The organism is Streptomyces sp. NPDC014907 (assembly GCF_055562975.1).
Genome location: NZ_JBVHEG010000005.1, coordinates 365,819 through 391,062 on the forward strand (window position 1 = coordinate 365,819; position 25,244 = coordinate 391,062).

General features: G+C 74.4%; 20 protein-coding genes and 1 pseudogene. 15 read left to right on the forward strand and 6 right to left on the reverse strand.

Annotation, left to right across the window (positions count from 1 at the left end; translation table 11 throughout):
* Nucleotides 1–110 precede the first annotated feature (110 nt).
* The 5 genes from ACZ3IL_RS16845 to ACZ3IL_RS16865 all read left to right on the forward strand — a co-directional run bounded on the left by ACZ3IL_RS16845 (nt 111) and on the right by ACZ3IL_RS16865 (nt 8,361).
* Nucleotides 111–950, forward strand: coding sequence for a TrmH family RNA methyltransferase (locus tag ACZ3IL_RS16845; RefSeq protein ID WP_467391040.1), 840 nt, complete (start codon nt 111–113; stop codon nt 948–950).
* 91 nt (nt 951–1,041) lie between these two features.
* Nucleotides 1,042–2,175, forward strand: a complete 1,134-nt coding sequence (locus ACZ3IL_RS16850; protein ID WP_467391042.1) for a sensor histidine kinase — start codon at nt 1,042–1,044, stop codon at nt 2,173–2,175.
* A gap of 156 nt (nt 2,176–2,331) precedes the next feature.
* A complete protein-coding gene (pheS, locus tag ACZ3IL_RS16855) occupies nt 2,332–3,471 on the forward strand; it encodes a phenylalanine--tRNA ligase subunit alpha (protein WP_467391044.1) in 1,140 nt (379 codons plus the stop codon).
* Entirely contained in the window at nt 3,471–5,999 is a 2,529-nt protein-coding gene (pheT, locus tag ACZ3IL_RS16860) for a phenylalanine--tRNA ligase subunit beta (RefSeq protein ID WP_467391046.1), read from the forward strand. Before pheS ends, pheT begins: the two co-directional genes overlap by 1 nt.
* A gap of 1,021 nt (nt 6,000–7,020) precedes the next feature.
* A complete protein-coding gene (locus tag ACZ3IL_RS16865; RefSeq protein WP_467391048.1) occupies nt 7,021–8,361 on the forward strand; it encodes a transcriptional regulator in 1,341 nt (446 codons plus the stop codon).
* 196 nt (nt 8,362–8,557) lie between these two features.
* Here ACZ3IL_RS16865 and ACZ3IL_RS16870 read toward each other — a convergent pair whose 3' ends face one another.
* Nucleotides 8,558–9,418 carry a 3-hydroxybutyryl-CoA dehydrogenase gene (locus ACZ3IL_RS16870; protein ID WP_467391050.1) on the reverse strand — a complete coding sequence of 287 codons (861 nt, stop codon included), beginning with the start codon at nt 9,416–9,418 and terminating at the stop codon, nt 8,558–8,560.
* A gap of 167 nt (nt 9,419–9,585) precedes the next feature.
* Between ACZ3IL_RS16870 and ACZ3IL_RS16875 the strand changes: the two genes are divergently transcribed.
* Nucleotides 9,586–10,890, forward strand: a complete 1,305-nt coding sequence (locus ACZ3IL_RS16875; RefSeq protein WP_467391052.1) for a glycoside hydrolase family 10-like protein — start codon at nt 9,586–9,588, stop codon at nt 10,888–10,890.
* A gap of 116 nt (nt 10,891–11,006) precedes the next feature.
* Here ACZ3IL_RS16875 and ACZ3IL_RS16880 read toward each other — a convergent pair whose 3' ends face one another.
* Nucleotides 11,007–11,207, reverse strand: a complete 201-nt coding sequence (locus ACZ3IL_RS16880) for a DUF1918 domain-containing protein (RefSeq protein WP_467391054.1) — start codon at nt 11,205–11,207, stop codon at nt 11,007–11,009.
* A 196-nt stretch (nt 11,208–11,403) separates the two neighbouring features.
* Nucleotides 11,404–12,440: pseudogene (locus ACZ3IL_RS16885) on the reverse strand (DMT family transporter).
* Between ACZ3IL_RS16885 and ACZ3IL_RS16890 the strand changes: the two are divergent.
* The 4 genes from ACZ3IL_RS16890 (at nt 12,439) to ACZ3IL_RS16905 (ending at nt 16,372) form a co-directional block, all read left to right on the forward strand.
* The gene (locus ACZ3IL_RS16890; protein ID WP_467391056.1) at nt 12,439–13,947 is read left to right on the forward strand and encodes an aminotransferase-like domain-containing protein; all 1,509 of its coding nucleotides are present in this window, start codon (nt 12,439–12,441) and stop codon (nt 13,945–13,947) included. The pseudogene ACZ3IL_RS16885 and the gene ACZ3IL_RS16890 overlap by 2 nt on opposite strands.
* Nucleotides 13,948–13,978: 31 nt before the next feature.
* On the forward strand, nt 13,979–14,431 hold the full coding sequence (locus tag ACZ3IL_RS16895) for a GNAT family N-acetyltransferase (protein WP_467391059.1): 453 nt from the start codon (nt 13,979–13,981) through the stop codon (nt 14,429–14,431).
* Nucleotides 14,432–14,500: 69 nt separating this feature from the next.
* The gene (locus tag ACZ3IL_RS16900) at nt 14,501–15,076 is read left to right on the forward strand and encodes a histidine phosphatase family protein (protein ID WP_467391061.1); all 576 of its coding nucleotides are present in this window, start codon (nt 14,501–14,503) and stop codon (nt 15,074–15,076) included.
* A gap of 135 nt (nt 15,077–15,211) precedes the next feature.
* Nucleotides 15,212–16,372, forward strand: coding sequence for a methyltransferase (locus ACZ3IL_RS16905; RefSeq protein ID WP_467391063.1), 1,161 nt, complete (start codon nt 15,212–15,214; stop codon nt 16,370–16,372).
* A 187-nt stretch (nt 16,373–16,559) separates the two neighbouring features.
* Here the strand turns inward: ACZ3IL_RS16905 and argG are convergent, their stop codons facing one another.
* Nucleotides 16,560–18,005 carry an argininosuccinate synthase gene (gene argG / locus ACZ3IL_RS16910; protein WP_467391065.1) on the reverse strand — a complete coding sequence of 482 codons (1,446 nt, stop codon included), beginning with the start codon at nt 18,003–18,005 and terminating at the stop codon, nt 16,560–16,562.
* Nucleotides 18,006–18,147: 142 nt separating this feature from the next.
* Here argG and argC point away from each other — a divergent pair, with 142 nt between their 5' ends.
* From argC to ACZ3IL_RS16935, 5 genes are all read left to right on the forward strand, one after another.
* Entirely contained in the window at nt 18,148–19,176 is a 1,029-nt protein-coding gene (gene argC, locus ACZ3IL_RS16915; RefSeq protein ID WP_467391067.1) for an N-acetyl-gamma-glutamyl-phosphate reductase, read from the forward strand.
* 85 nt (nt 19,177–19,261) lie between these two features.
* Complete coding sequence (argJ, locus tag ACZ3IL_RS16920; protein WP_467391069.1) at nt 19,262–20,428, forward strand: bifunctional glutamate N-acetyltransferase/amino-acid acetyltransferase ArgJ; 1,167 nt, start codon at nt 19,262–19,264, stop codon at nt 20,426–20,428.
* Nucleotides 20,425–21,339, forward strand: coding sequence for an acetylglutamate kinase (argB, locus tag ACZ3IL_RS16925; RefSeq protein WP_467391071.1), 915 nt, complete (start codon nt 20,425–20,427; stop codon nt 21,337–21,339). The genes argJ and argB overlap by 4 nt, the downstream gene beginning before the upstream one ends.
* The gene (locus ACZ3IL_RS16930) at nt 21,336–22,541 is read left to right on the forward strand and encodes an acetylornithine transaminase (RefSeq protein ID WP_467391073.1); all 1,206 of its coding nucleotides are present in this window, start codon (nt 21,336–21,338) and stop codon (nt 22,539–22,541) included. The genes argB and ACZ3IL_RS16930 overlap by 4 nt, the downstream gene beginning before the upstream one ends.
* Nucleotides 22,542–22,548: 7 nt before the next feature.
* Entirely contained in the window at nt 22,549–23,079 is a 531-nt protein-coding gene (locus tag ACZ3IL_RS16935) for an arginine repressor (RefSeq protein WP_030316147.1), read from the forward strand.
* 128 nt (nt 23,080–23,207) lie between these two features.
* Here ACZ3IL_RS16935 and ACZ3IL_RS16940 read toward each other — a convergent pair whose 3' ends face one another.
* Nucleotides 23,208–23,828, reverse strand: coding sequence for a pyridoxamine 5'-phosphate oxidase family protein (locus ACZ3IL_RS16940; RefSeq protein WP_467391076.1), 621 nt, complete (start codon nt 23,826–23,828; stop codon nt 23,208–23,210).
* A 68-nt stretch (nt 23,829–23,896) separates the two neighbouring features.
* The gene (locus ACZ3IL_RS16945; RefSeq protein WP_467391078.1) at nt 23,897–25,165 is read right to left on the reverse strand and encodes a hypothetical protein; all 1,269 of its coding nucleotides are present in this window, start codon (nt 25,163–25,165) and stop codon (nt 23,897–23,899) included.
* Between the last annotated feature and the right edge of the window lie 79 nt (nt 25,166–25,244).

Consider the following 25,244-nt stretch of genomic DNA (forward strand, 5'->3'; position numbering starts at 1 on the left):
GGTGCGTCGGCCCCCGAGACGCCCGGACCGCGCGGCTCCGCGCCGTACCGGAGCGCGCCGCCCCCAGGACCCCGCAGCCCCCGGCCCCGAAGAGAGAACCCCCGCACGCCATGGTCACCCCCGAGCTGATCTCCCCGCGTTCCCCGCGCGTCGTCGCCGCCCGGCGGCTCGCCAAGCGCACCTTCCGGGGCAAGGACCGCCTCTTCATCGCCGAGGGCCCCCAGGCCGTCCGCGAGGCCGTCGACCACCGGGGCCCCACCGGGGAGCCCACCCTGGTCGAGCTCTTCACCACCGTCGAGGCCGCCGGGCGCCACGCCGCCATCGTCGACGCGGCCCGCGCCGCCGGAGCCCGCGTCCACCACGCCTCCGACGCCGTCCTCGCCGAGGTCTCCCAGACCGTCACCCCGCAGGGACTCGTCGGCGTCTGCCGGTTCCTCGACTCGCCGTTCGAGGAGATCGTCGCCGCCCGGCCCCGGCTGGTCGCCGTCCTCGCCCACGTGCGCGACCCCGGGAACGCCGGCACCGTACTGCGCTGCGCCGACGCGGCCGGCGCCGACGCCGTCGTCCTCACCGACGCCTCCGTCGACCTCTACAACCCCAAGTCCGTGCGCGCCTCCGTCGGTTCCCTCTTCCACCTGCCGGTGGCCGTCGGGGTCCCCGTCGAGCAGGCCGTCGCCGGGCTCAGGGGCGCGGGCGTGCGCGTCCTCGCCGCCGACGGGGCCGGACAGGACGACCTGGACGCCGAACTGGACGCGGGCACCATGGGCGGGCCGACCGCCTGGATCTTCGGGAACGAGGCCTGGGGACTGCCCGAGGAGACCCGGGCCCTCGCCGACGCCGTCGTCCGCGTCCCGATCCACGGCAAGGCCGAGAGCCTCAACCTCGCCACCGCCGCCGCGGTCTGCCTGTACGCCTCCGCGCGCGCCCAGCGCCCCCGCGCCTCCGCCTGAACCGGACCGCGGGGGACCGCTCCGCCCCCGTCGCGCAGTAGAGTGGCGCACTCGGGGCCCACTGCGCCGCACGGAGAGGCGGGGAACGGGGATGACGGTCGGTACGCACACTCCCGCACAGGCACGGAGCGCCGGGCGGCGTGCCCCGGAACGGGACGCGGCCGGTGACTTCTCCGGCATCCACCCCGACGACCTGCCCGACGGTCTCGTCGTCGCCGACGAGACCGGCCGCGTCGTCTGCTTCAACGCCGCCGCCGCCCGCGTCACCGCCGTCCCCGCCGACCGCGCCCTCGGCCTCCCGCTGGACAGGGCGCTGCCCCTGGAAGACCTCAAGGGACGCCGCTGGTGGGCGCTGACCGACCCGTACGGCGGGCTCGCCACCCGCAGCGGCCAGCCCGAGCGCAACCTGCTCCTCCCCGGCGGCCGCGAGGTCCTGGTCTCCGCCCGGTACGTCCGCGAGCACCCCACGGGCCCGGTCCGCCGGGTCGTCGTCTCCCTGCGCGGCACCGAGGCGCGCCGGCGCACCGAACGCGGCCACGCCGAACTCATCGCCACCGTCGCCCACGAACTGCGCTCCCCGCTCACCTCCGTCAAGGGGTTCACCGCCACCCTCCTCCGGAAGTGGGAGCGCTTCACCGACGAGCAGAAGCGGCTGATGCTGGAGACCGTCGACGCCGACGCCGGTCGCATCAAACGGCTCATCGCCGAACTCCTCGACATCTCCCGGATCGACTCCGGCCGCCTGGAGGTCCGCCGCCAGCCCGTCGACATCGCGGCGGCGGTCGGCCGGCACGTCCACGCCCACACCGCCGGCGGCCAGTCGCCGGACCGCTTCTTCGTACGGATCAGGCCACAGCTCCCGCCTCTCTGGGCCGACCCCGACAAGATCGACCAGATCCTCGGCAACCTCCTCGAAAATGCGGTGCGCCACGGAGAGGGAACCGTCACCATCGAGGTGGCACCCGCCACGACGGGCGACGACGGAGAAGAGGGGACGGAGGTCACCGTGAGCGACGAGGGCCCCGGCATCCCCGAGGAATCCATGAGCCGCGTCTTCACCCGCTTCTGGCGCGGCAGCAAGCGCGGCGGCACCGGCCTGGGCCTCTACATCGTCAAGGGCGTCGTCGAGGCCCACGGCGGCACCATCACCGTCGGACGTGGCCCCCGGGGCGGGGCCGAGTTCCGATTTATCCTGCCCGTCGGCACCCCGGCCCACCTCCTCTGACGTCCCGCCCGCCGAGGGCGGGAACGATCAGGAGCCGCCCGGCCGCCCACGGGCTCATACGCGTTCCCCCGCCCCGTTAGACTCGACCTTTGGCACGTTTGCGCCCTTGACGTCGAGCGGGGCCGCCCAGCCAAGCCAACGGAAGCACGGGAAGAGATGTCCGCACCCAATAAGTCGTACGACCCGGTCGAGGTCGAGGCGCTGAAACCGGAAGAGATCGAGCGCATGCGGGACGAGGCGCTCGCCGCCTTCGCCGCCGCGGGCGACCTCGACGCGCTCGCGCAGGCGAAGACCGCGCACACCGGTGGCACCTCGCCGCTGGCGCTCGCCAACCGGGAGATCGGCGCCCTGCCCCCGCAGGCCAAGGCCGCCGCCGGCAAGCTCGTGGGCCAGGCCCGCGGCGCCGTCTCCAAGGCGCTCGCCGCCCGCCAGAGCGAGCTGGAGGCCGAGCGCGACGCCCGTGTCCTCGTGGAGGAGGCCGTCGACGTCACCCTGCCGTACGACCGCGTCCCGGCCGGCGCCCGCCACCCGCTGACCACCCTCATGGAACGCGTCTCCGACGTCTTCGTCTCCATGGGGTACGAGGTCGCCGAAGGGCCCGAGGTCGAGGCGGAGTGGTTCAACTTCGACGCCCTCAACTTCCTCCCGGACCACCCGGCGCGCCAGACCCAGGACACCTTCTTCGTCCGCGGGACCTCCCCCGACGGGAAGGCCACCACCGGCGACGAGTCCGGCGTCGTGCTGCGCACCCACACCTCCCCGGTGCAGGCCCGCACGCTCATCGACCGGGAGCCCCCGGTCTACGTCGTGTGCCCCGGCCGCGTCTACCGCACCGACGAGCTCGACGCCACGCACACCCCGGTCTTCCACCAGATCGAGCTGCTCGCCGTGGACGAGGGGCTCACCATGGCCGACCTCAAGGGCACCCTCGACCACATGGTCCAGGCGCTCTTCGGTTCGGACATGAAGACCCGGCTGCGCCCGAACTACTTCCCGTTCACCGAGCCGTCCGCCGAGATGGACATGCTCTGCTACGTCTGCCGCGGCGAGTCCGTCGGGAACCCGGACCGCCCCTGCCGCACCTGCGGCAGCGAGGGCTGGATCGAACTCGGCGGCTGCGGCATGGTCAACCCGAAGGTGCTCGTCGCCTGCGGCGTGGACCCCGAGAAGTACAGCGGGTTCGCCTTCGGGTTCGGCATCGAGCGGATGCTGATGTTCCGCCACAACGTCGAAGACATGCGAGACATGGTCGAGGGTGACGTCCGGTTCACCCGGCCGTTCGGGATGGAGATCTGATGCGGGTCCCGCTTTCTTGGCTGCGGGAGTACGTCGACCTGCCGGCGACGGAGACCGGCCGAGACGTCCAGGCCAAGCTCATCTCGGCAGGCCTGGAGGTCGAGACCGTCGAACGGCTCGGCGCCGGCCTGTCCGGCCCGCTGGTGGTCGGCAAGGTGCTCACCATCGAGGAACTGACGGAGTTCAAGAAGCCCATCCGCTTCTGCACCGTCGACGTCGGCGACGCCAACGGCACCGGCGAGCCCCAGGAGATCATCTGCGGCGCGCGGAACTTCGCCGAGGGCGACAAGGTCGTCGTGGCCCTGCCCGGCGCCGTCCTCCCCGGTGACTTCCGGATCGCCGAGCGCAAGACGTACGGACGCGTCTCCCGGGGCATGATCTGCTCCGGCGACGAGCTGGGCATGGGCGACGACGGCTCGCACGGCATCATCGTGCTGCCGCCGGAGCACGAGGTCGGCACCGACGCCACGGTCCTCCTGGAACTGTTCGACGAGGTCCTCGACATCGCCGTCACCCCGGACCGCGGCTACTGCCTCTCGATGCGCGGCGTCGCCCGCGAGGCGGCCACCGCCTACGGGCTGCCGCTGCGCGACCCGGCACTGCTCGACGTGCCCGCGCCCAACGCGTACGGCTACCCGGTCCGGATCGCCGACCCGTTCGGCTGCGACCGCTTCACCGCGCGCACCGTCGTCGGCGTGGCGCCCGAGGCCCGCACCCCGATCTGGATGCAGCGCCGGCTGCAGAAGGCCGGCATGCGGTCCGTCTCGCTCGCCGTCGACATCACCAACTACGTGATGCTGGAGCTGGGCACCCCGCTCCACGCCTACGACCGCACCCGGCTCAACGGCCCCATCGGGGTCCGCCGCGCCGAGCCCGGCGAGACCATCACCACCCTCGACGGCACCAAGCGCGTCCTCGACCCCGAGGACCTGCTGATCACGGACGACAGCGGCCCCATCGCCCTCGCCGGCGTCATGGGCGGCGCCCACACCGAGATCGCCGATCCCGAGACCGACCCCGAGACCGGGATCGTCACCGGCACCACCGAGATCGTCATCGAGGCCGCGCACTTCGACGCGATCACGATCGCCCGCACCTCCCGCCGCCACAAGCTCTCCACCGAGGGCTCCAAGCGCTGGGAGCGGGGCGTCGACCCCAAGGCGCCCAGCGCCGCGGCCCAGCGCTGCGTCGACCTGCTGGTGCTGCTCGGGGGCGGCACCGCCGAGGCCGGCGTCACCGAGGTCTCCGCCCCGTCCGCGCCGCGCACCATCACCATGCCGGCGAACCACCCGGACGAGGTCGCGGGCATGGAGTACGGCCGCGAGACCGTCGTCCGCCGCCTCCAGGAGGTCGGCTGCGACGTCTACGGCCAGGACGAGCTCGTCGTCACCGTGCCCTCGTGGCGCCCCGACCTCAACGCGCCGAACGACCTCGCCGAAGAGGTCATCCGCCTGGAGGGCTACGAGAACCTGCCCTCCACGCTGCCGAAGCCCCCGGCCGGCCGCGGCCTCACCGAGCGCCAGCGCGTCCACCGCCGCGTGGGCCGCGCCCTGGCCGGCGCCGGTTACGTCGAGGTCCTGAACTACCCGTTCATCGGCGAGCAGGCCCTCGACGACCTCGGCCTCGACGCGGACGACGCCCGCCGCCGGCTCGTGCGGCTGGCCAACCCGCTCTCGGACGAGGAGCCCGCGCTCCGCACGACGCTGCTCCCGGGCCTGCTCGGCGCGCTCCGCCGCAATGACAGCCGCGGCAGCCACGACCTGGCCCTCTTCGAGACCGGCCTGGTCTTCCGGCCCGAGGGGGAGCCCGGCACCGCCGTCCGGCTGCCCGTCGACCGCCGTCCCACCGACGAGGAGATCGCCGGGATCGACGCCGTGCTGCCCGCGCAGCCGCGCCGCGCCGCCGTCGTCCTCGCCGGCACGCGCGAGCAGGCCGGCTGGTGGGGCAAGGGCCGCCCGTCCGACTGGGCGGACGCGATCGAGGCCGGCCGGACCGTGGCCGCCGAGGCCGGGGTCGAGCTGATCATCGGCGCGGACCAGCACGCCCCCTGGCACCCGGGCCGCTGCGCCGCGTTCCACGTCGAGGCGGACGGCGAGAAGGTCCTCGTCGGCCACGCCGGCGAACTCCACCCCCGTGTGGTGAAGGCGTTCGGCCTGCCGGCCCGCACCTGCGCGATGGAGATCGACCTGGACCTCCTGGAGAAGGCGAACGGGGGCCCCGTGAAGGCCCCCCGGATCTCCTCCTTCCCGGTCGCCACCCAGGACGTCGCCCTGGTCGTCGCCTCCGGCGTCCCGGCCGCCGAGGTCGAGGCCGCCCTGCGCGAGGGCGCGGGCGAACTCCTGGAATCCGTCCGGCTGTTCGACGTCTACACCGGCGACCAGCTCGGCGAGGGCACCAAGTCCCTGGCGTACGCCCTGAAGTTCCGCGCCCCGGACCGCACCCTGACGGCCGACGAGGCCTCCGCGGCCCGCGACGCGGCCGTCGCACTGGCGTCCGAGCGCACGGGCGCCGTTCTGCGCGGCGCCTGACGCCCCGCACGGAGGACGCGGAGGGCCGCCCCGGGATTTCCCGGGGCGGCCCTCCGCCGTTCTCCGGAGCCGCGGACATCCGCTTCGCAAGAGCAGTGCTCGCGGCCGGGCGACCGCTTCGCGTCCGTGCGCGCACGTCCGCGCGGAACTCGTGTGCCCGTGCGCGTGGCGGACCCCGGCGCAGGGCGGCGTGCCGGGGGTGCTCACTCCTTCGGGTGAGATCGCCGGGGTGTTCCGCCGGGGCGCGGGCCCTGGGGAGAATCGACGCGGCCGCAGGGACGGACCAGCGTGCCGCGGGTGCCTCCGGGTGCCGTCGCAACCCGGTACGGGCTCGTGCGGGAGCCGTCGCGAGTGCGGGCCGTCGCGGCCGCCGTCCAGCGGGTGCTGCTGAGGAGGTCCGCGACCGCCGGGGGCGGTTCTTCCCCCTCGGTGCCGGGCCGCCCGGCGAGCCGCCCGCCGCCCTGGTGCGGCGGGTCCACGAGGAGCTGCTGCGCCACACGGGCGGCCGACCGACGACGCCGTGCTCCTCGTCGTGCGGAACGACCTTGCCAGGGTGCCGGCGCAACCCGCCGAACCCGGGCTGCGCCGCCCCCGGACCGTCCCCTCCTCCCGCCTTTGGGCGGAGGGGACCGGGACCGGTGCCGCCCGCCCCGCCACGGAGTGTCGGGCAGATCGGCGGGGCGGGCGGCACGGACCGGGCCGCCGCACTGTACGAGGGGGAGCCCGGCGGTCCGGTCGTCGCCTTGCGGCGAGGAGCACAGTCAACCGGAGGCGGGGCGGGGGCGGCAGAGCGCGCGGGGCGGAAGGAGGGGTGATCCGTTCACACCCCGTGCGAAGCCGCCCGCACCGGCTCCCCTCCCGGAACCTTCGTGCGCGGTCCCGTCCCGTACGGGGTCACTACCGGCTCCCTTCCTGGAACCTTCGTACACGGTCCCACCCCGTACGAGGTCATTCCGCGCCACTCCGCCCCGTACGAAATCGGCCACCGCTACGCTGAGTTCACCGAGCGACCGGAGCGGCCATGCAGCCCAACACCTTGCTCGACGCCCTGCTCGACGAAGCGGGCGTCTCGCACGCCGGCCTCGCCGCCCGGGTGAACCGGGCCGGCCGGGCCAGGGGACTCGCCCTGCGTTACGAACACACCGCCGTGGCCCGCTGGCTGAAGGGGCAGCGGCCGCGCGGCCAGGTGCCGGACCTGATCTGCGAGGTGCTCGCCGCGCGGCTGCGCCGGCAGGTGACCCTGGACGACATCGGCCTCGGCGTGCCGGACGGGCCGGCGACGGCGTCCGGTTCGTCCCTCTCCGGCTTCGTGGAGCGGGCGGCCGCGCTCTGGCGCTCCGACGAGCAGCGGCGGCCGCACGTCGTCACCGCACCGGTCCTGACCGGCACTTCGGCGGTGATGCCCGTGTGGGAGTGGGAGAACCCTCCCGGGGACGCGGACGTCTCCCGTACCGGACGGACCACCGTCTCGGCGGCCGACATCGCCGTGCTGACCGCCGCCAGGGCCCACTACGAGCAGATGTACCGCAAGGCCGGGGGCGTCGCGACCCGGGCCCGGATCGTCGGCTTCCTCACCACCGGGACGGCGCCGCTGCTGCGGGGCACGTACGGCGACGCCCTCGGACGCCGGTTGCACCGCGCCACCGGAGGGCTCGTGGCGGTGGCCGGTATCTGCGCCTACGACGCGGACGCGCACGGCCTGGCCCAGCGCTACTTCCACCAGGCCCTGCGGCTCGCCAAGGCGAGCGGGGACCGGGGGTTCGGCGCGTACGTGATCGCGCTCCTCGTCAACCAGTCGCTGTGCCTGGGGGAGTACCGGCAGGCGGTGGCGTTCGCGGAGGCGGCGCTGCGTGCGGCGGGACGGCGGATCACCCCGGCGCTCGCCGCCGACCTGGCGGCGATGCAGGCGAAGGCGTACGCGCGCCTGGGCGACGGCGCGACCGCGCTGGCCTGCGCCCGCCGGGCCGAGGCGGCGGCCGGGCGGATCAGCCCGGAGGGGGAGCCCCCCGAGACGGGCTACGTGCAGCCGGGGTTCGTCGACGTGCAGATCGCCGAGGCCCTCCTCTGCCTGGGTGATCTCCAGGCCGCCCACGAGCACGCCGCCGCGGCGGTCGGGGCGCCCTCGCACGACCGGGGCCGGGTGCACCGGCTCGCCGTCCTGTGCCGGATCGAACTGCGGCGGGGCGAGGCCGACGGGGCGGCGCGCACGGCGGTGGAGATGACGGAGCGGGCGCGCGGGATGGAGTCGCGGCGGCTGCGGGACCGGCTGCGGCAGGTGCGGGAGCACCTGCTCACGAGCGGTGCGGGGGACGCCCGGGAGGCGGCCGCGCTCATCGACGGGGCGCTGCGCGTTCCCCTGTGAACAAATGTGACCAGATGTGACTGGATGCGACCGAATGCGGTCGGGTCTGGGCGTGGGGGAGCAGTGGCCGCCGTCGGGCGTCCTGCGGCGGGTCCGGGGCGCGGCGGGACCGGGGACATGCCGGACGGCCCGTACCTGTGCGGGTGTACGGGCCGTCCGGGTGCTGCGGAGAGTGGTTCCGGGGACCCCGGAGGGGTCAGGAGTACGGGTAGAAGCCCGAGCCGGTCTTCCGGCCGAGCCGGCCCGCGTCCACCATGCGCTGGAGCAGCGGGGGAGCGGCGTACAGCGGCTCCTTGAACTCCGCGTACATCGAGTCGGCGATCGAGGCGATGGTGTCCAGGCCGATCAGGTCGGACAGCTTCAGCGGGCCCATCGGGTGGGCGCAGCCGAACTCCATGCCGTTGTCGATGTCCTCGCGGCTCGCGATGCCCGACTCGAACATCCGGATCGCGGAGAGCAGGTACGGCACGAGCAGCGCGTTCACCACGAAGCCCGAACGGTCCTGGGCGCGGATGGCGTGCTTGCCGAGCGTCTTCTCGGCGAAGACCTGCGCCCGGCTGATCGTGCCCTCGGAGGTGGTGAGGGCCGGGATCAGCTCGACGAGCTTCTGCACCGGGGCCGGGTTGAAGAAGTGGATGCCGATGACGTGGTCGGGGCGGGAGGTCGCCACGGCCAGCTTCACCAGCGGGATGGAGGAGGTGTTCGAGGCCAGGATGGCGTCCGGCCGGGTGACCACCTGATCGAGGACCTGGAAGATCTCGGTCTTGACCTGCTCGTTCTCCACGACCGCCTCGATGACGAGGTCGCGGTCGGCGAACTCGCCCAGGTCGGTGGTGAAGCTGAGGCGCGCGAGCGCCGCGTCCCGCTCCTCCTCGCTGATCTTGCCGCGTTCGGCGGCCTTCGCCAGCGAGTTGTAGAGCCGCGTGCGACCGATCTCCAGCGCCTCGCCGGTGGTCTCGGCGACCCTCACCTCGAGACCGCTCCGGGCACACACCTCCGCGATGCCCGCGCCCATCTGGCCGCAGCCCACTACTCCGACGCGCTCAATGTCGGCCATGGAGTCCGTCACCTCGTGCCTTTCGCTCTCTGCTGGCGGCGGGCCCGTGTGATTCCGCGCGTCCGCCTCGACCCCACGACGTTACCGCTCATTAACCGATGATCGATCGCCCAGGGTGGGCATGCTGTCCCGGTGGATGTGACGTATCCGACAGAGGAGGGGTACGAATGGCGCTTATCGGGAGAAGAAGGTTCGTGGCCGGGGCCACCGGAACGGCGCTCGCCGTGACGGGGACGACAGGGGCGTCGGTGCACGGGGCGGCTTCCGGAACGGCCCGGGGGGCCGTGGAGGCGGACGCGTCACCCGAGGAGCGGAGCCCGGCGCGGGGCCGGCCGGGACGCCGCCGCAGGGAGTTCCGCGGCATGTGGCTGGCGACGGTGGGGAACCTGGACTGGCCCTCGCGGCCCGGCCTGACCGCCGGGCAGCAGCGCGACGAACTCCTCGTCCACCTCGACACGGCGGCCGAGCGGCGCCTCAACACGGTGGTCCTCCAGGTCCGGCCGTCCGCCGACGCCCTGTGGCCCTCGCCCTACGAGCCGTGGTCCGCGTGCCTCACCGGCACCCAGGGCCGCGCCCCCGGCTGGGACCCCCTCGGCACGGCCGTCGCCGAGGCCCACGCGCGCGACCTCCACCTGCACGCCTGGTTCAACCCGTACCGGGTGGCGAACCACACCGATCCGGCCCGGCTCGTCGCCTCCCACCCGGCCCGGCTCCACCCGGAGTGGGTGCTGCCCTACGGCGGGAAGCTCTACTACAACCCGGGGCTGCCGGAGGTCCGGAGCTTCGTGCAGGACGCCATGCTGGACGCGGTGCGCCGCTACGACGTGGACGCCGTGCACTGGGACGACTACTTCTACCCGTACCCGGTCGCCGGACAGGTCTTCGCCGACGACGAGGCGTACGCGCGGTACGGAGGCGACTTCCCCGACCGGGCGTCCTGGCGGCGGCACAACACCGACCTGCTCGTCTCCGAGATGTCGGACCGGATCCGGGAGACCGGACGGAACGTGGCCTTCGGGGTGAGCCCGTTCGGGGTCTGGCGGAACGGCGGCACCGACCCGGAGGGCTCGGACACCACCGCGGGCGTCCAGACGTACGACGACCTGTACGCCGACACCCGCAAGTGGGTCCGGGAGGGGTGGATCGACCACATCGTGCCGCAGCTGTACTGGAACATCGGCCTGGCCGCGGCCGACTACGCCAAGCTGCTGCCCTGGTGGGACGCGGTGGTGCGGGGCACCGGCGTCGGCCTCTACATCGGCGAGGCGCTCTACAAGGCGGGCGACCCCGCACAGCCCGCCGCCTGGCAGGACCCCGGGGAGCTCTCGCGCCACCTGGAGCTGGCCCGGCGGTGCCCGGGGGTCGGCGGCCACTGCTTCTTCTCGGCGAAGGAGGTCGCGAGGGACCGGATCGGGGCGATGGCCGCCGTGGTGGCCGACCACTACCCGACCAGGGTCCGCCCGCCCCGGTAGCTCCCGCAGGGACGGGCGGTTCCGGGACGGCCGGGATCGCCCCCGGGGCGGGACCGTCCCGGGGCGCGGCGGGTTCCCGGTATCAGTCGGTCCCCGGTCCCAGCCGGTCCCCGGTCTCAGCCGGTCCCCGTCCCCGCGTCGTGGCGCACGACGGTGTCGGGGCCCGGTGACACCAGGGCCTCGTGCCCGTCGTCGAACCTCACGCGGTACGGGGGAGTGCCGTTCTCGCCCAGGACCTGCAGGACCTCGGCCGTGTGGTCGTGATGACCCACGGTCCGGCCGTGCACCAGCAGTTCGTCGCCCACGCTCGCCTGCATCGGAGTGACCTCCTCGCGGCCGATCCGTCTCCGCCCCCTTCGGGGCCTCCGACTTCCATGGTGGACCCGGACCCCCGGCCCCGTCGCGCCGGTGCGGCGGTCCACCGGTCCGCAGGTCCGCAGGTCTGCCGATCCACCTATCCACCGATGCGGCGATCCACCGATGCGGCGGTGCGGCGGTGCGGTGGGACCCGGGTCAGGACTTCGCCCGCTGGGTGACGGCGATGCAGACCAGGACCCCGCCGGCCGCGACGGGGGCGGCCAGGGGAAGGGTCTCGCCGAGCAGGAACACCGACCAGAAGAGGGTGAGGAGCGGCTGGGCGAGCTGGAGCTGGCTGGCCTTCGGGACGCCGATCGTGGCCATGCCCCGGTACCAGACGTACAGGCCGAAGAAGGTCGAGCCGGCGGCGACCCACACCAGGCCGAGGACGCCGTGGACGCTCGGGCGGACCGGCTCCGCGGACAGCGCGACCGCCGAGGCGACCAGCATCGGCGGCAGGCACAGGACCAGGGCCCAGCCGATGACCTGCCAGCCCGGCATCAGGGCGGCGAGCCGGCCGCCCTCGGTGTAGCCGGCCGCGCACACGAGCAGCGCCCCGAAGAGGTACAGGTCGCCCCCGGAGACCGCCCCGCCGCTCTGCTGGAACGTGAAGCCGAGCACCACCGCGGCGCCGGAGACGGCCGCGATCCAGAAGGTGCGGGAGGGGCGCCGCCCCGTCCGCAGGGCGGAGAGGGCCGCCGTGGTGAGCGGCAGGAGGCCCACCACCACGGCGGCGTGGGAGGTGGTGGAGGTGCGGAGGGCCAGGGTGGTCAGGAGCGGGAAGCCGACGACGACCCCGCCCGCGACCACCGCGAGCCCCGCCCAGTGGCGCCGCTCCGGCAGCGGCACCCGGCCGGCGAGCAGGAAGGCGCCGGCGACGAGCGCGGCGAGGGTGGAGCGCACGGCCACCAGGGACCAGGGGCCGAAGCTCTCCAGGCCCCAGACGGTCGACGGGAAGGTGAGGGAGAACGCGACCACGCCGAGTCCGGCGAGCAGGGTGCCCCGGAGCGGGGAGTCGGGGGCGGGGACGGGACGGGCGGGCCGGGGCCGGTCCCCGAGTCCGTTCCGGTGCGGGAGGCCCCGGCGGGCGCGGGCAGCCCGGGGCCGGTCGCGTCCGGCCCGCCCGCCGCCCGGAGGGGCGGAGCGGTGACCGCTATCGTCGTCGGCTCGGTAGCGCTATCCTGTGCTCTCATGCAACAGCGTAGCAGAGGCACCGAATTGGCGAAATCCCTGCGAGCGGAGCTGAACCGCTACTCACCCGGTGAGAAACTGCCATCGAGCCGGGCGCTCGTCGAGCGCTACCGCGTCTCCCCGGTCACCGTCACCCGGGCCCTCGCCCAGCTCGCCGCCGAAGGGCTCGTCGTCACCCGTCCCGGAGCCGGCGCCTTCCGCGCGGAACCGCGCACCCCCGCCCCGGCCGTCGGGGACACCTCCTGGCAGGAGGTGTCCCTCAGCGCCGACACCGCCGCCGAGACCGTCCCCCGGACCGTCGACGCCTCCGGCGTCCTCGTCACCCTCTCCGCGCCCCCGCCCGGAGTCGTCGAGTTCAACGGCGGCTACCTCCACCCCTCCCTCCAGCCCACGCGGGCCCTCGCCGCCGCCCTCGCCCGCGCCGGCCGCCGCCCCGGCGCCTGGGGCAGGCCGCCCACCGACGGCCTGCCGGAGCTGCGCGAGTGGTTCGCCCGAGAGATCGGCGGCAGCGTCACCGCCGCCGAGATCCTCGTCACCGCCGGCGGCCAGTCCGCGATCACCACCGCCCTGCGCGCCCTCGCCCCGCCCGGCGCCCCCGTCCTCGTGGAGTCGCCCACCTACCCGGGCATGCTCGCCGCCGCCCGCGCCGCCGGGCTCCGCCCCGTGCCCGTTCCCGCCGACGCCGGGGGAGTCCGCCCCGAACACCTCGACGCCGCCTTCCGCGCGACAGGGGCCCGCGTCTTCGTCTGCCAGCCGCTCTTCCAGAACCCCACCGGAGCCGTCCTCGGACCGGAACGCCGCCGGGAGGTCGTCCGCATCGCCCGCGCCGCCGGCGCCTTCGTCGTCGAGGACGACTTCGCCCGCCGCCTCGTCCACGAGGACGCCCCGCCCCTCCCCGAACCGCTCGCCGCCGAGGACCCGGACGGCGTCGTCGTCCACGTCTGCTCCCTCACCAAGCCCACCTCGCCCAGCCTCCGCGTCGGCGCCCTCGCCGCCCGGGGCCCCGTCCTGGAACGGCTGCGCGCCATCCAGGTCGTCGACAGCTTCTTCGTCCCCCGCCCGCTCCAGGAGGCCGCGCTCGAACTCGTCGGCTCCCCGGCCTGGCCCCGCCACCTCCGCGCCGTCTCCCAGGAGCTCAAGAACCGCCGGGACGTCATGACCGGGGCCCTCGCCCGGCACCTCCCCGAACTCGCCCTGCCGCACATTCCCTCCGGCGGCCACCACCTCTGGCTGCGCCTCCCCGACGCGCTGTCCGAGGCCTCCCTCCTCGCCGCCGCCCTGCGCGGCGGGGTCGCCGTCGCCCCCGGCCGCCCCTATTTCTGCGCCGAACCCCCCGCCGGGCACATCCGGCTGAGTTTCGCGGGTGTCGCGGGCCCCGCCGAGCTCGTGGAGGGGGTGGACCGCCTGCGCGCGGCGGTCGGCGAACTGACCGGCCGGCTCCCGGCCCCGGGCCGCGCGAGGGGCGCGGCCGGCCCGGAACCCGCGCCGGCGCCCGGGGAAACCGCCTGACAAGCCCGCGCGTTCCTGGAAGCCTGCGCCCATGAGCGACACCCCCGCCCCGGAGCGCCCCGTCATGCACGGGGCGTACGAGATCTCGGCCGATCCCGCCCGGATCGACGCCGCCCGCGTCCACCACTGGCTCTCCACCGACTCCTACTGGGCCCACGGCCGACCTCGGGAGAAGCAGGACAGGGCCATCGCCGGCTCGCTCAACGTCGGCGCCTACCACCGCGGCACCGGCGAGATGAGCGCCTACGCGCGCGTCGTCACCGACTACGCCACCTTCGCCTGGCTCTGCGACGTCTACGTCGACCGCCCGGCCCGGGGCGCCGGCCTCGGCACCGCGCTCGTCACCGCCGTCCGGGACCTCCTGGAGCCGTACGGGCTGAGCCGCGTCATGCTCGCCACCGACGACGCGCACGGCGTCTACGAGAAGGTGGGTTTCACGCCACTACGAAATCCGGACAAGCTGATGGCTCTCGGGCAGCGCTGACCCGGACCCCTCCTCCCTCCCGAAACGACCCCCTTGACCAGCGGCGCCACCGGCCTCACGATCGCGGCCATGAGTCTTCGGGTGACGCTCGTCACAGCGGCACGCAGCTCCTCCCTGCTCGCCGAACGGTTCGACGACGACCGGCCGCTGGACGAGGCGGGCTGGTACGAGGTGCAGCAGGCCGCGCCCGCGCTCATCCCGCTCGGCGCGGCCGAACTGCGCTACTGCTCCCCCACCCCCCGCAGCCGCGCCACCGGCACCGCCCTCGGATACGCGCCCCTCGTCCAGCCCGCCCTGCGCGACTGCGACATGGGCCGCTGGCGCGGCCTGACCCTCGCCGAGGTCGCCGCCCTCGAACCCGCCGCCGTCGACGCCTGGCTCACCGACGCCCGCACCGCCCCGCACGGCGGCGAACCGCTCCTCGCCTTCATCACCCGGATAGGGAACTGGCTCGACACCCGCCCCGCCGAGGACGGCGCCATCGTCGCCGTCGCCGAGCCCTCCGTCGTGCGGGCCGCCCTCGTGTACGCCCTGAAGGCGCCGCCCGCCACGTACTGGAACGTGGAGGTCCGCCCCCTCTCCACCGTCACCCTCGCCGGCCGCCCCGGCCTCTGGCACCTCCAGCTCGACGCGGCCCTCCGCTGACCACCGCCGCCCGCACCGCCGGTGCCGGGGGCGGAGCGGAGGTGACGGTGGAGAGGGGGAGGGAAGGGAGCGCCGGCGGGGAAGCGCCGACGGAGGACGGAGGGGCGGTGCCCGACCGGCTAGCCTGAACCCACGATGAACCGTTTGAGCACGTCATGGGGCGCCTTCACGCTGACCCGCCATCCCGAGGACCCGCGCGACCCGCTGCGCGCCTGGGACGCGTCCGACGAGTACCTCCTGGAGCACCTGGCCGGGACCGGCACCGACCTCTCCGGCACCGTGGCCGTCCTCGGCGACCGCTGGGGGGCCCTCGTCACCGCCCTCCAGGCGGCGGACCCCGGCGAACTCGTCCAGATCACCGACTCGTACCTCGGCGGACGGGCCACCCGGACCAACCTCGCGCGCGCCGGGGCCGCCCCGGACGCCGTCCGGCTGCTCACCACCCAGGACCCGCCGCCCGCGCGGATCGACGTGCTCCTCGTCCGCGTCCCCAAGAGCCTCGCGCTCCTGGAGGACCAGCTGCACCGGCTCGCGCCCGCCGTCCACGAGGGCACCGTGATCGTCGGCACCGGCATGGTCAAGGAGATCCACACCTCCACGCTCAAGCTCTTCGAGCGCGTCCTCGGCCCCACCCGCACCTCGCTCGCGGTGAGGAAGGCCCGGCTGATCCACACGTCCCCCGGCCCCGCCGCCGATCCGGGCCCGAACCCCTGGCCGTACCGGTACGCCCTCCCGGCGGACACCCCCGCGCCCGGTCTGCCCGGCCGGACCGTCGTCAACCACGCCGGCGTCTTCTGCGCCGACCGCCTCGACATCGGGACCCGCTTCCTCCTCGCCCATCTGCCCCGGGACCTCGGCCGGGCCCGGGTCGCGGACCTCGGCTGCGGCAACGGCGTGGTCGGCCTCGCCGTCGCCCTCGCCGAACCCGGCGCGGAACCGGTCTTCACCGACGAGTCGTACCAGGCCGTCGCCTCGGCCGAGGAGAACTTCCGCACCCACGCGGGCGACGGGCGCGCGGCCGAGTTCCTCGTCGGCGACGGACTCGCGGACCTGCCCCCCGGCTCGCTGGACCTGGTCCTCAACAACCCGCCGTTCCACAGCCACCAGGCCACCACCGACCGCACCGCCCGCCGGATGTTCGCGGACGCCCGGCGCGCCCTGCGCCCCGGCGGGGAACTGTGGGTCGTCGGCAACCGGCACCTCGGCTACCACGTCACCCTCCGCCGGATCTTCGGCAACAGTGAACTGGTCGCGAGCGACCCGAAGTTCGTGGTCCTGCGCGCGGTGCGCCGCTAGAAGGGCCCCGCGGGGCGGTCCGCCGCTCCGGGCCCGCGCGTCCCGTCCTCGCCGGGAACCGTCCGGCGACGGGAGAAGGCCGGTCCGGCACCAGGGGTGCCGGACCGGCCTTCTCGCGGCCGAGGGGCCGCCGACCGCGTCACGCCGACGCGCCACGCAGGCGTGGGCGTGGGCGCCGCGCCGTGCGTCAGTCCGTGCCGAACTCCATCGCGGCCCGGTCGAGCAGCTCGTCGTCGCCCGAGGACTCGCCGCGGGAGGCGATGGCCTCGGCCCCGCCCTCCGGCATGTTCCCGATGAGCCCGGTCGCGGCGGCCTGGGCGGCGCCGATGGCCGGGTTGGCCGTGCCGATCAGACCGAGGCCCGCGTACTGCTCCAGCTTGGCGCGCGAGTCGGCGATGTCGAGGTTCCGCATGGTGAGCTGACCGATCCGGTCCGCCGGACCGAAGGCCGAGTCCTCGGTGCGCTCCATGGAGAGCTTGTCCGGGTGGTAGCTGAACGCCGGGCCCGTGGTGTCGAGGATCGAGTAGTCCTCGCCGCGCCGCAGCCGCAGCGTCACCTCGCCGGTGACGGCCGCGCCGACCCAGCGCTGGAGCGACTCGCGCACCATCAGGGCCTGCGGGTCCAGCCACCTGCCCTCGTACATGAGCCGGCCGAGCCGCCGCCCCTCGTTGTGGTACTGGGCGAGGGTGTCCTCGTTGTGGATCGCGTTGACCAGGCGCTCGTACGCGGCGTGCAGCAGGGCCATGCCGGGGGCCTCGTAGATGCCGCGGCTCTTGGCCTCGATGATCCGGTTCTCGATCTGGTCCGACATGCCCATGCCGTGGCGGCCGCCGATGGCGTTGGCCTCCATCACCAGGTCGACGGGGGAGGAGAACTCCTTGCCGTTGACGGTGACCGGACGGCCCTGGTCGAAGCCGATCGTCACGTCCTCGGCGGCGATCTCGACCGACGGGTCCCAGAACCGGACGCCCATGATCGGTTCCACGGTCTCGACGCCCGTGTCCAGGTGCTCCAGGGTCTTGGCCTCGTGGGTGGCGCCCCAGATGTTGGCGTCGGTGGAGTACGCCTTCTCCGTGCTGTCCCGGTAGGGGAGGCCGTGGGCGAGGAGCCACTCCGACATCTCCTTGCGGCCGCCGAGCTCGGTCACGAAGTCCGTGTCGAGCCACGGCTTGTAGATCCGCAGGTGGGGGTTGGCGAGGAGGCCGTAGCGGTAGAACCGCTCGATGTCGTTGCCCTTGAAGGTCGAGCCGTCGCCCCAGATCTGGACGTCGTCCTCCAGCATCGCCCGGACCAGGAGGGTGCCGGTGACGGCGCGGCCCAGCGGCGTGGTGTTGAAGTAGGCGCGACCGCCCGACCGGATGTGGAACGCGCCGCAGGTGAGCGCGGCGAGGCCCTCCTCGACCAGCGCCGCGCGACAGTCGACCAGGCGCGCGACCTCGGCACCGTAGGTCTTCGCACGGCCGGGCACCGAGGCGATGTCGGGCTCGTCGTACTGGCCGATGTCGGCGGTGTAGGTGCAGGGGATGGCGCCCTTGTCGCGCATCCATGCGACCGCGACGGAGGTGTCGAGGCCGCCGGAGAAGGCGATGCCGACGCGCTCGCCGGCGGGCAGGGAGGTGAGGACCTTGGACATAGGAAGAGTATGCATCATCTCGCATGGTCATGCAAAGAGGGGTCGAGTGCCCTCTTGCGGTCCGCCTCGGTCGCCCCGGCGGAGCTCGTTGCATAAAAGTGCGATGCCACGTATAGTCATGCCATCCATGAGGAGGGTTTCGATGACGGTACGAGCAGCGGTGGCGGGTGCGAGCGGATACGCGGGAGGAGAGCTCCTGCGCCTGCTCCTGGCGCACCCCCACGTCGAGATCGGGACGCTGACCGGCCACTCCCACGCCGGCCGGCGGCTCGGGGAACTCCAGCCCCACCTGCTCCCGCTCGCCGACCGCCTGCTCGCGCCCACCACCGCCGGGGAACTCGCCGGGCACGACGTCGTCTTCCTCGCCCTGCCGCACGGCCGGTCCGCCGCCGTCGCCGAGGAGCTCGGCCCGGACGTCCTGGTCGTCGACATGGGCGCCGACTTCCGGCTGAACGACCCCGCCGACTGGGAAACCTACTACGGCTCCCCGCACGCCGGGACCTGGCCCTACGGCCTCCCCGAACTGCCGGGCGCCCGCGCCGCCCTGGAGGGGTCCAAGCGCGTCGCGGTGCCCGGCTGCTACCCCACCGCCGTCTCGCTCGCGCTCTTCCCCGCGTACGCCCACGGACTCGCCGAGCCCGAGGCCGTGATCGTCGCCGCCTCCGGCACCTCCGGCGCCGGCAAGGCCCTCAAGCCGCACCTGCTCGGCAGCGAGGTCATGGGCAGCATGTCCCCGTACGGGGTCGGCGGCGGCCACCGCCACACCCCCGAGATGATCCAGAACCTCAGCGGACCGGCGGGGGAGCGGGTCACCGTCTCCTTCACGCCCACCCTGGCCCCGATGCCCCGCGGCATCCTCGCCACCTGCACGGCCGCCGCGAAGCCCGGCGTCACCGCCGGGGCCGTACGGACCGCGTACGAGAAGGCCTTCGCGGACGAGCCGTTCGTCCACCTGCTCCCCGAGGGACAGTGGCCGGCCACGGCGTCCGTCTACGGTTCCAACGCCGTTCAGGTGCAGGTCGCGTTCGACGCCGCCGCGAACCGGATCATCGCGATCAGCGCCCTCGACAACCTCACCAAGGGCACCGCCGGCGGCGCGGTGCAGAGCATGAACATCGCCCTCGGGCTCCCCGAGGGCACCGGACTTTCCACGACCGGGGTCGCTCCGTGAGCGAGGCGCGCACGACCCCCGGTCCACAGACGACGAAGCCCGCGCCCCCGTACCGCGCGGGCGGAGAAGCGAACGGAGAAGCACAGTGAGCGTCACCGCAGCGAAGGGATTCACGGCGGCCGGCATCGCCGCCGGGATCAAGCAGAACGGCAACCCGGACCTGGCCCTCGTGGTCAACACCGGGCCCCGCCGCGCCGCCGCGGGAGTCTTCACCTCCAACCGCGTCAAGGCCGCCCCCGTCGTCTGGTCCCAGCAGGTCCTCGCCGACGGCGAACTGACCGCCGTCGTCCTCAACTCCGGCGGTGCCAACGCCTGCACCGGCCCCCTGGGCTTCCAGGACACCCACGCCACCGCCGAGAAGGCCGCGGAGGTCCTGAGCGCCGCCGGGACCGAGGTCGGCGCCGGCGAGGTCGCCGTCGCCTCCACCGGCCTCATCGGCGTGCGGCTCCCCATGGACAGGCTCCTCCCCGGCGTGGAGAAGGCCGCGGCCGAACTCTCCGAGCACGGCGGCGAGAAGGCCGCCATCGCCATCAAGACCACCGACACCGTCCACAAGACCGCCGTGGTGACGAAGGACGGCTGGACGGTCGGCGGCATGGCCAAGGGCGCGGGCATGCTCGCCCCGGGCCTCGCCACCATGCTGGTCGTCCTCACCACCGACGCCGACGTGGACGCCAAGGGCCTCGACGACGCCCTCCGGGGCGCCACCCGCGTCACCTTCGACCGGGTCGATTCCGACGGCTGCATGTCCACCAACGACACCGTCCTGCTCCTCGCCTCCGGCGCCTCCGGCGTCACCCCGGACCGGGAGGCGTTCGCCGAAGCCGTACGGGCCGTCTGCGACGACCTCGCCCGCCAGCTCATCGGCGACGCCGAGGGCGCCAGCAAGGACATCCGCATCGAGGTGGTCAACGCCGCGACCGAGGACGACGCCGTCGAGGTGGGCCGCTCCATCGCCCGCAACAACCTCCTCAAGTGCGCCATCCACGGCGAGGACCCCAACTGGGGCCGGGTGCTCTCCGCCATCGGCACCACGGCCGCCGCCTTCGAGCCGGACCGGCTCAACGTCGCCATCAACGGCGTCTGGGTCTGCAGGAACGGCTCCGTCGGCGAGGACCGCGACCTCGTCGACATGCGCTACCGGGAGGTCGTCATCACCGCCGACCTCGCCGCCGGCTCCGAGTCCGCCGTCATCTGGGCGAACGACCTCACCGCCGACTACGTCCACGAGAACAGCGCGTACTCGTCGTGACCGGCGCCACGCGGAAGCACACCGCGCTCCCCAAGGCCCGGACCCTCATCGAGGCGCTGCCCTGGCTCACCCGCCACCACGGCAGGACCGTCGTCATCAAGTTCGGCGGCAACGCCATGATCGACGACGACCTCAAGGCCGCCTTCGCACAGGACGTCGTCTTCCTGCGCCACGCCGGCCTCAAGCCGGTCGTGGTGCACGGCGGCGGCCCCCAGATCAACGCCGCCCTCGACCGGCACGGCCTGGTCAGCGAGTTCAAGGCCGGCCTCCGGGTCACCACCCCCGAGGCGATGGACGTCGTGCGGATGGTGCTCGCCGGGCAGGTCCAGCGGGAACTGGTCGGGCTGCTCAACCAGCACGGCCCGTTCGCCGTCGGCATGACCGGCGAGGACGCCCGCACCATCACCGCCACCCAGCACCGGCCGGTCATCGAGGGCGAACAGGTCGACATCGGCCGGGTCGGCGAGATCACCGCCATCGAGACCGGCGCCATCGAAGCCCTCCTGGAGGACGGCCGCATCCCGGTCGTCTCCTCCATCGCACGCTCCCAGGACGACGGACATGTCTACAACGTCAATGCTGATACGGCGGCTGCGGCACTCGCTGCGGCGCTGGGTGCCGAGACCCTGATGGTCCTGACCGACGTCGAGGGCCTCTACGAGGACTGGCCGAACAGCGACGAGGTCATCAGCCGCCTCACCGCGAGCCAGCTGGAGAAGCTGCTGCCCGAGCTCTCCAGCGGCATGGTCCCCAAGATGGAGGGCTGCCTGCACGCCGTACGGAACGGGGTCACCACGGCCCGCGTGATCGACGGGCGGGTCCCGCACTCGATCCTGCTGGAGATCTTCACCGACGAGGGCATCGGCACGATGGTCGTGCCGGACGACCGGAACGGACCGGGGGACCGATGAACGGCGACGGCAACACGGAGCTGACCCTGCGCTGGCAGGGCTCGCTCATGGACAACTACGGCACGCCCCGGCTGCCCCTCGTCCGCGGCGAGGGCGCCAGGGTGTGGGACGCCGACGGCAGGGAGTACCTGGACTTCGTCGGCGGCATCGCCGTCAACGCCCTCGGCCACGCCCACCCGGCGGTCGTCGAGGCCGTCACCCGGCAGGCCGGGACCCTCGGCCACGTCTCCAACCTCTTCGTCGCCGAGCCGCCCGTGGCCCTCGCCGAACGGCTCCTCGGCCTCTTCGGCCGGCCCGGGAAGGTCTTCTTCTGCAACTCGGGCGCCGAGGCCGTCGAAGGCGCCTTCAAGCTCGGCCGGCTCACCGGCCGCCCCCACATGGTCGCCACGCGGGGCGGCTTCCACGGCCGGACCATGGGCTCCCTCGCGCTCACCGGCCAGCCCGCCAAGCAGACCCCCTTCCTTCCGCTGCCCGGCGACGTCACGCACGTCCCGTACGGCGACGCGGAGGCGCTGCGGGCCGCGGTCACCGAGGACACCGCCCTCGTGATCATCGAGCCGATCCAGGGCGAGAACGGCGTCGTCGTCCCGCCCGCCGGCTACCTGAGGGCCGCCCGCGAGATCACCCGCGCCACCGGGACGCTGCTCGTCCTCGACGAGGTGCAGACCGGCATCGGACGGTGCGGCCACTGGTTCGAGCACCAGGCCCACGAGGGCGTGGAGCCCGACGTCGTGACCCTCGCCAAGGGGCTCGGCGGCGGCCTCCCGATCGGAGCGACCGTCGCCTTCGGCCGCGCCGCGGACCTCTTCGGCCCCGGCCACCACGGCACCACCTTCGGCGGCAACCCGATCGCCTGCGCCGCCGGCCTCGCCGTCCTGGACACCCTCGCCGCCGACGCCGCCCTCGACCACGTGAAGGCGGTCGGGGAGCGGCTGCGGCGGGGAATCGAGGCCCTGGGCCACCCCCTGGTCTCCCACGTCCGGGGTGCGGGGCTCCTGCTGGGTATCGTGCTCACCGAGCCCCTCGCGCCCCAGGTGCAGCAGGCGGCTCAGGACGCCGGCCTCCTGGTGAACGCGCCCGCCCCCGACGTCGTACGGATCATGCCCTCGCTGCTCCTCGCCGACGCCGAGGCGGACGCCTTCCTCCGGGCGCTGCCCGGGGTCCTCGACGTGGCGAACGGGCAAGGACGAAGCGGAGAATGAGGCGACGATGACCGACGCGCAGGAGAACGAGCACGGAGGGCCGTCCGTTCCGCAGACCCGTACCGCCCGCCACCGCAGGATCGTCGACATCCTCAACCGGCAGCCGGTGCGGTCGCAGAGCCAGCTCGCCAAGCTCCTCGCGGACGACGGCCTGAGCGTCACCCAGGCGACGCTCTCCCGCGACCTGGACGAGCTGGGCGCGGTGAAGATCCGCAACACCGGAGGCGAGCTGATCTACGCGGTGCCCAGCGAGGGCGGTTTCCGCACCCCGCAGGCGCCGCTCGGCGAGTCCGCCAAGGAGGAGCGCATGCGGCGCCTCTCCGGCGAACTGCTGATCTCCGCCGAGGCCTCCGCCAACCTGGTGGTGCTGCGGACCCCGCCGGGCGCCGCCCAGTTCCTCGCGTCGGCCATCGACCAGGCCGAACTCCACGCCATCCTCGGCACCATCGCCGGTGACGACACCCTCCTGCTGATCAGCCGGGACCCGGCGGGGGGCCAGGCACTCGCGGACCACCTCCTGAAGCTGGCCCAGAAGTAGGCGGCCGGGCCCGGCGGCGCGTTCGTCTCCGGGCCCGCCGCGCCGGTCCCGGAGGCCGCCACCGGCCCCGGCCCGGACCCGGCGGCGGGGCGCGGCCCGTACGGCGGGCCCGTACGGGCCGCGCGGCCTCACCCGGTCTGCCCGGCGCCCTCCGGGGCGGGCAGCGGGGGAAGCGGCAGCGGGAGCGCCGGCAGCCCGTCGAGGCTGCTCGCGAGGTGCTCCTTGCGCGCGCAGTACGCGTTGAACTCCTCGTCCGTCTTCCGGTTGAAGTACTCGGCGTGCAGCGCCCGGTCCTCCCGGTACTCCATCAGCGGAACGGCGAACCCGCAGGAGTCGCCGATCCGCCGCGCCCGCACCAGGACGATCGCCCGCGCGCTGCCCTGCCCCGCCACGGCCTCGGCGGGGAACCGCGCGAACAGCTCGTTCCAGCGCGGGTCGTCCCGGAGCACCGCCTCCCCGGTGCCGTGCACCCGCACCACCGTCGGCGGCCCCGAGAAAGCGGTCCACATCAGGGTGATCCGCCCGTTGCCCGGCTCGCGCAGGTGCGCGATCGTCTCGGCGCTGCTGCCGCCGAAGTCGACGTAGGCGAGGGTCAGTTCGTCGAGGACCACGAGGGTGCCGCGCCGCCCCTTGGGGGAGAGGTTGACGTGCCCGTCGCCGGCGAGGGGAGCGGTCGCGGTGAAGAACACCGGTTGTTCCTCGATGAAGGAGCGCAGGCGTCCGTCGATGCGTTCGTATGTTTTTCCCATGTGGCGCATTCTGGTCGCCCCGTCCTCCCGGGGCACCCTTCCGGCACGTTCCTCGCGGAAGAGGGCGATCATGCCCGTGCCCGGCGCGCGCGTGCGCGCAGCTTCGGGTCCGGATCGTCTCCGAGGACCCGGACCGCCTCCCGGTACGGGAGTCCGCCGACCTCGGCCAGAAGCCTCAGCGCGCCCTTCCGGACGTGCGGGTCCGGACCGGCGACCGCGCGCCGCAGGAGCCCGTCGGACGGGAGTCGGCCGGCCCACGGCAGCAGCGCGGTCACCGTCTCGCGCACGACCCGTGGCGAACCGTCGTCCAGCAGCGGTACGAGCGGTTCGGCCCGGACCGCGTCGAGCCGGCGCAGCCCCGCCACGGCGCTCGCCCGCACGCGGGACCGCCCGTGGCCCGTGAGCGCCCACAGGACCGCGCCGTCCACGGCCCGGTCCCCGCACTCGGCGAGCCCGAGCGGCGCGTCGTCGGGCACCCCGGCACCGGCCGCGCAGGCCGCCCGGTACAGCGGCAGCGGGTCGGTGCCCGCCTGCCGCAGCACCCAGCGGGCGCAGGCGCGCACCAGCGCGGAGCGGTCGTGCAGGAACGGCCCGGCCCCGGCGGCCCGGCCCGCCCGGCGCAGCCCCGTCACCCCCGCCGCCCGCACCCGGCCCTGCCGGGAGCCCAGCAGCGGGGCGAGGACGGCCGCGCAGGCCCCGTCCCCCTCTCCGTCCCCCGCCCCGGCGAGCGCCGCGCTCGCGCAGAGGTCCTGGACGACCACGTCGGGGTCGCTCGCGGCGATCGCCGCGAGCCGGGCCGGGGAGAGCAGGCCGCGCTCCACGGCGGTCCGGTGGGCGAGCCGCCGGACCGCCCGGTCCCCGCTCGTGAGCAGGGCGGTCACCCGGTCGGCGGGACCTTCCCGTACGGCTTCGGTCAGGAGGTCCCGCGCGGCGTCCCCGCGCAGCCGGCCCCCGGTCAGCAGCGCGACCGCCAGGAGACCGCCGAACGCCCCGGCCGGCAGTCCCGGCGACTCCGCGCGCAGCACGGCGCGCGCCCGCTCGCGCACGGGCCCGGCCCAGTCGGCGCAGCGGACGACGACCAGGGGGAGGAGTCCGGGGAACCCTCTCACGGAGGAGAGGGCGGTCTCCCTGGTCCGGCCGTCGGGATCGCACAGGGCGACGGCGACCCGCTCGGCCGGAGTGCCGGGGAACCGGGAAACCGGATGCGGGCGGGCGGGAGGGGCCCACCGGAGCGCGGCCCTGACCCGCTCGTCGAAGTCGGTCCACAGGGTCGCGTCCGCTCCCTCCAGGGCCTGGGCGAGCCGGTCGGCGAGTTCGTCCGAGGTGCTGGTCCGCATGGGCGGAGCCTAGATCCGGACGCGAGGGGACGCCGCCGAATATCCGGGGGCGGCGGCCCGGGCGCGCTACCGCCGAAGC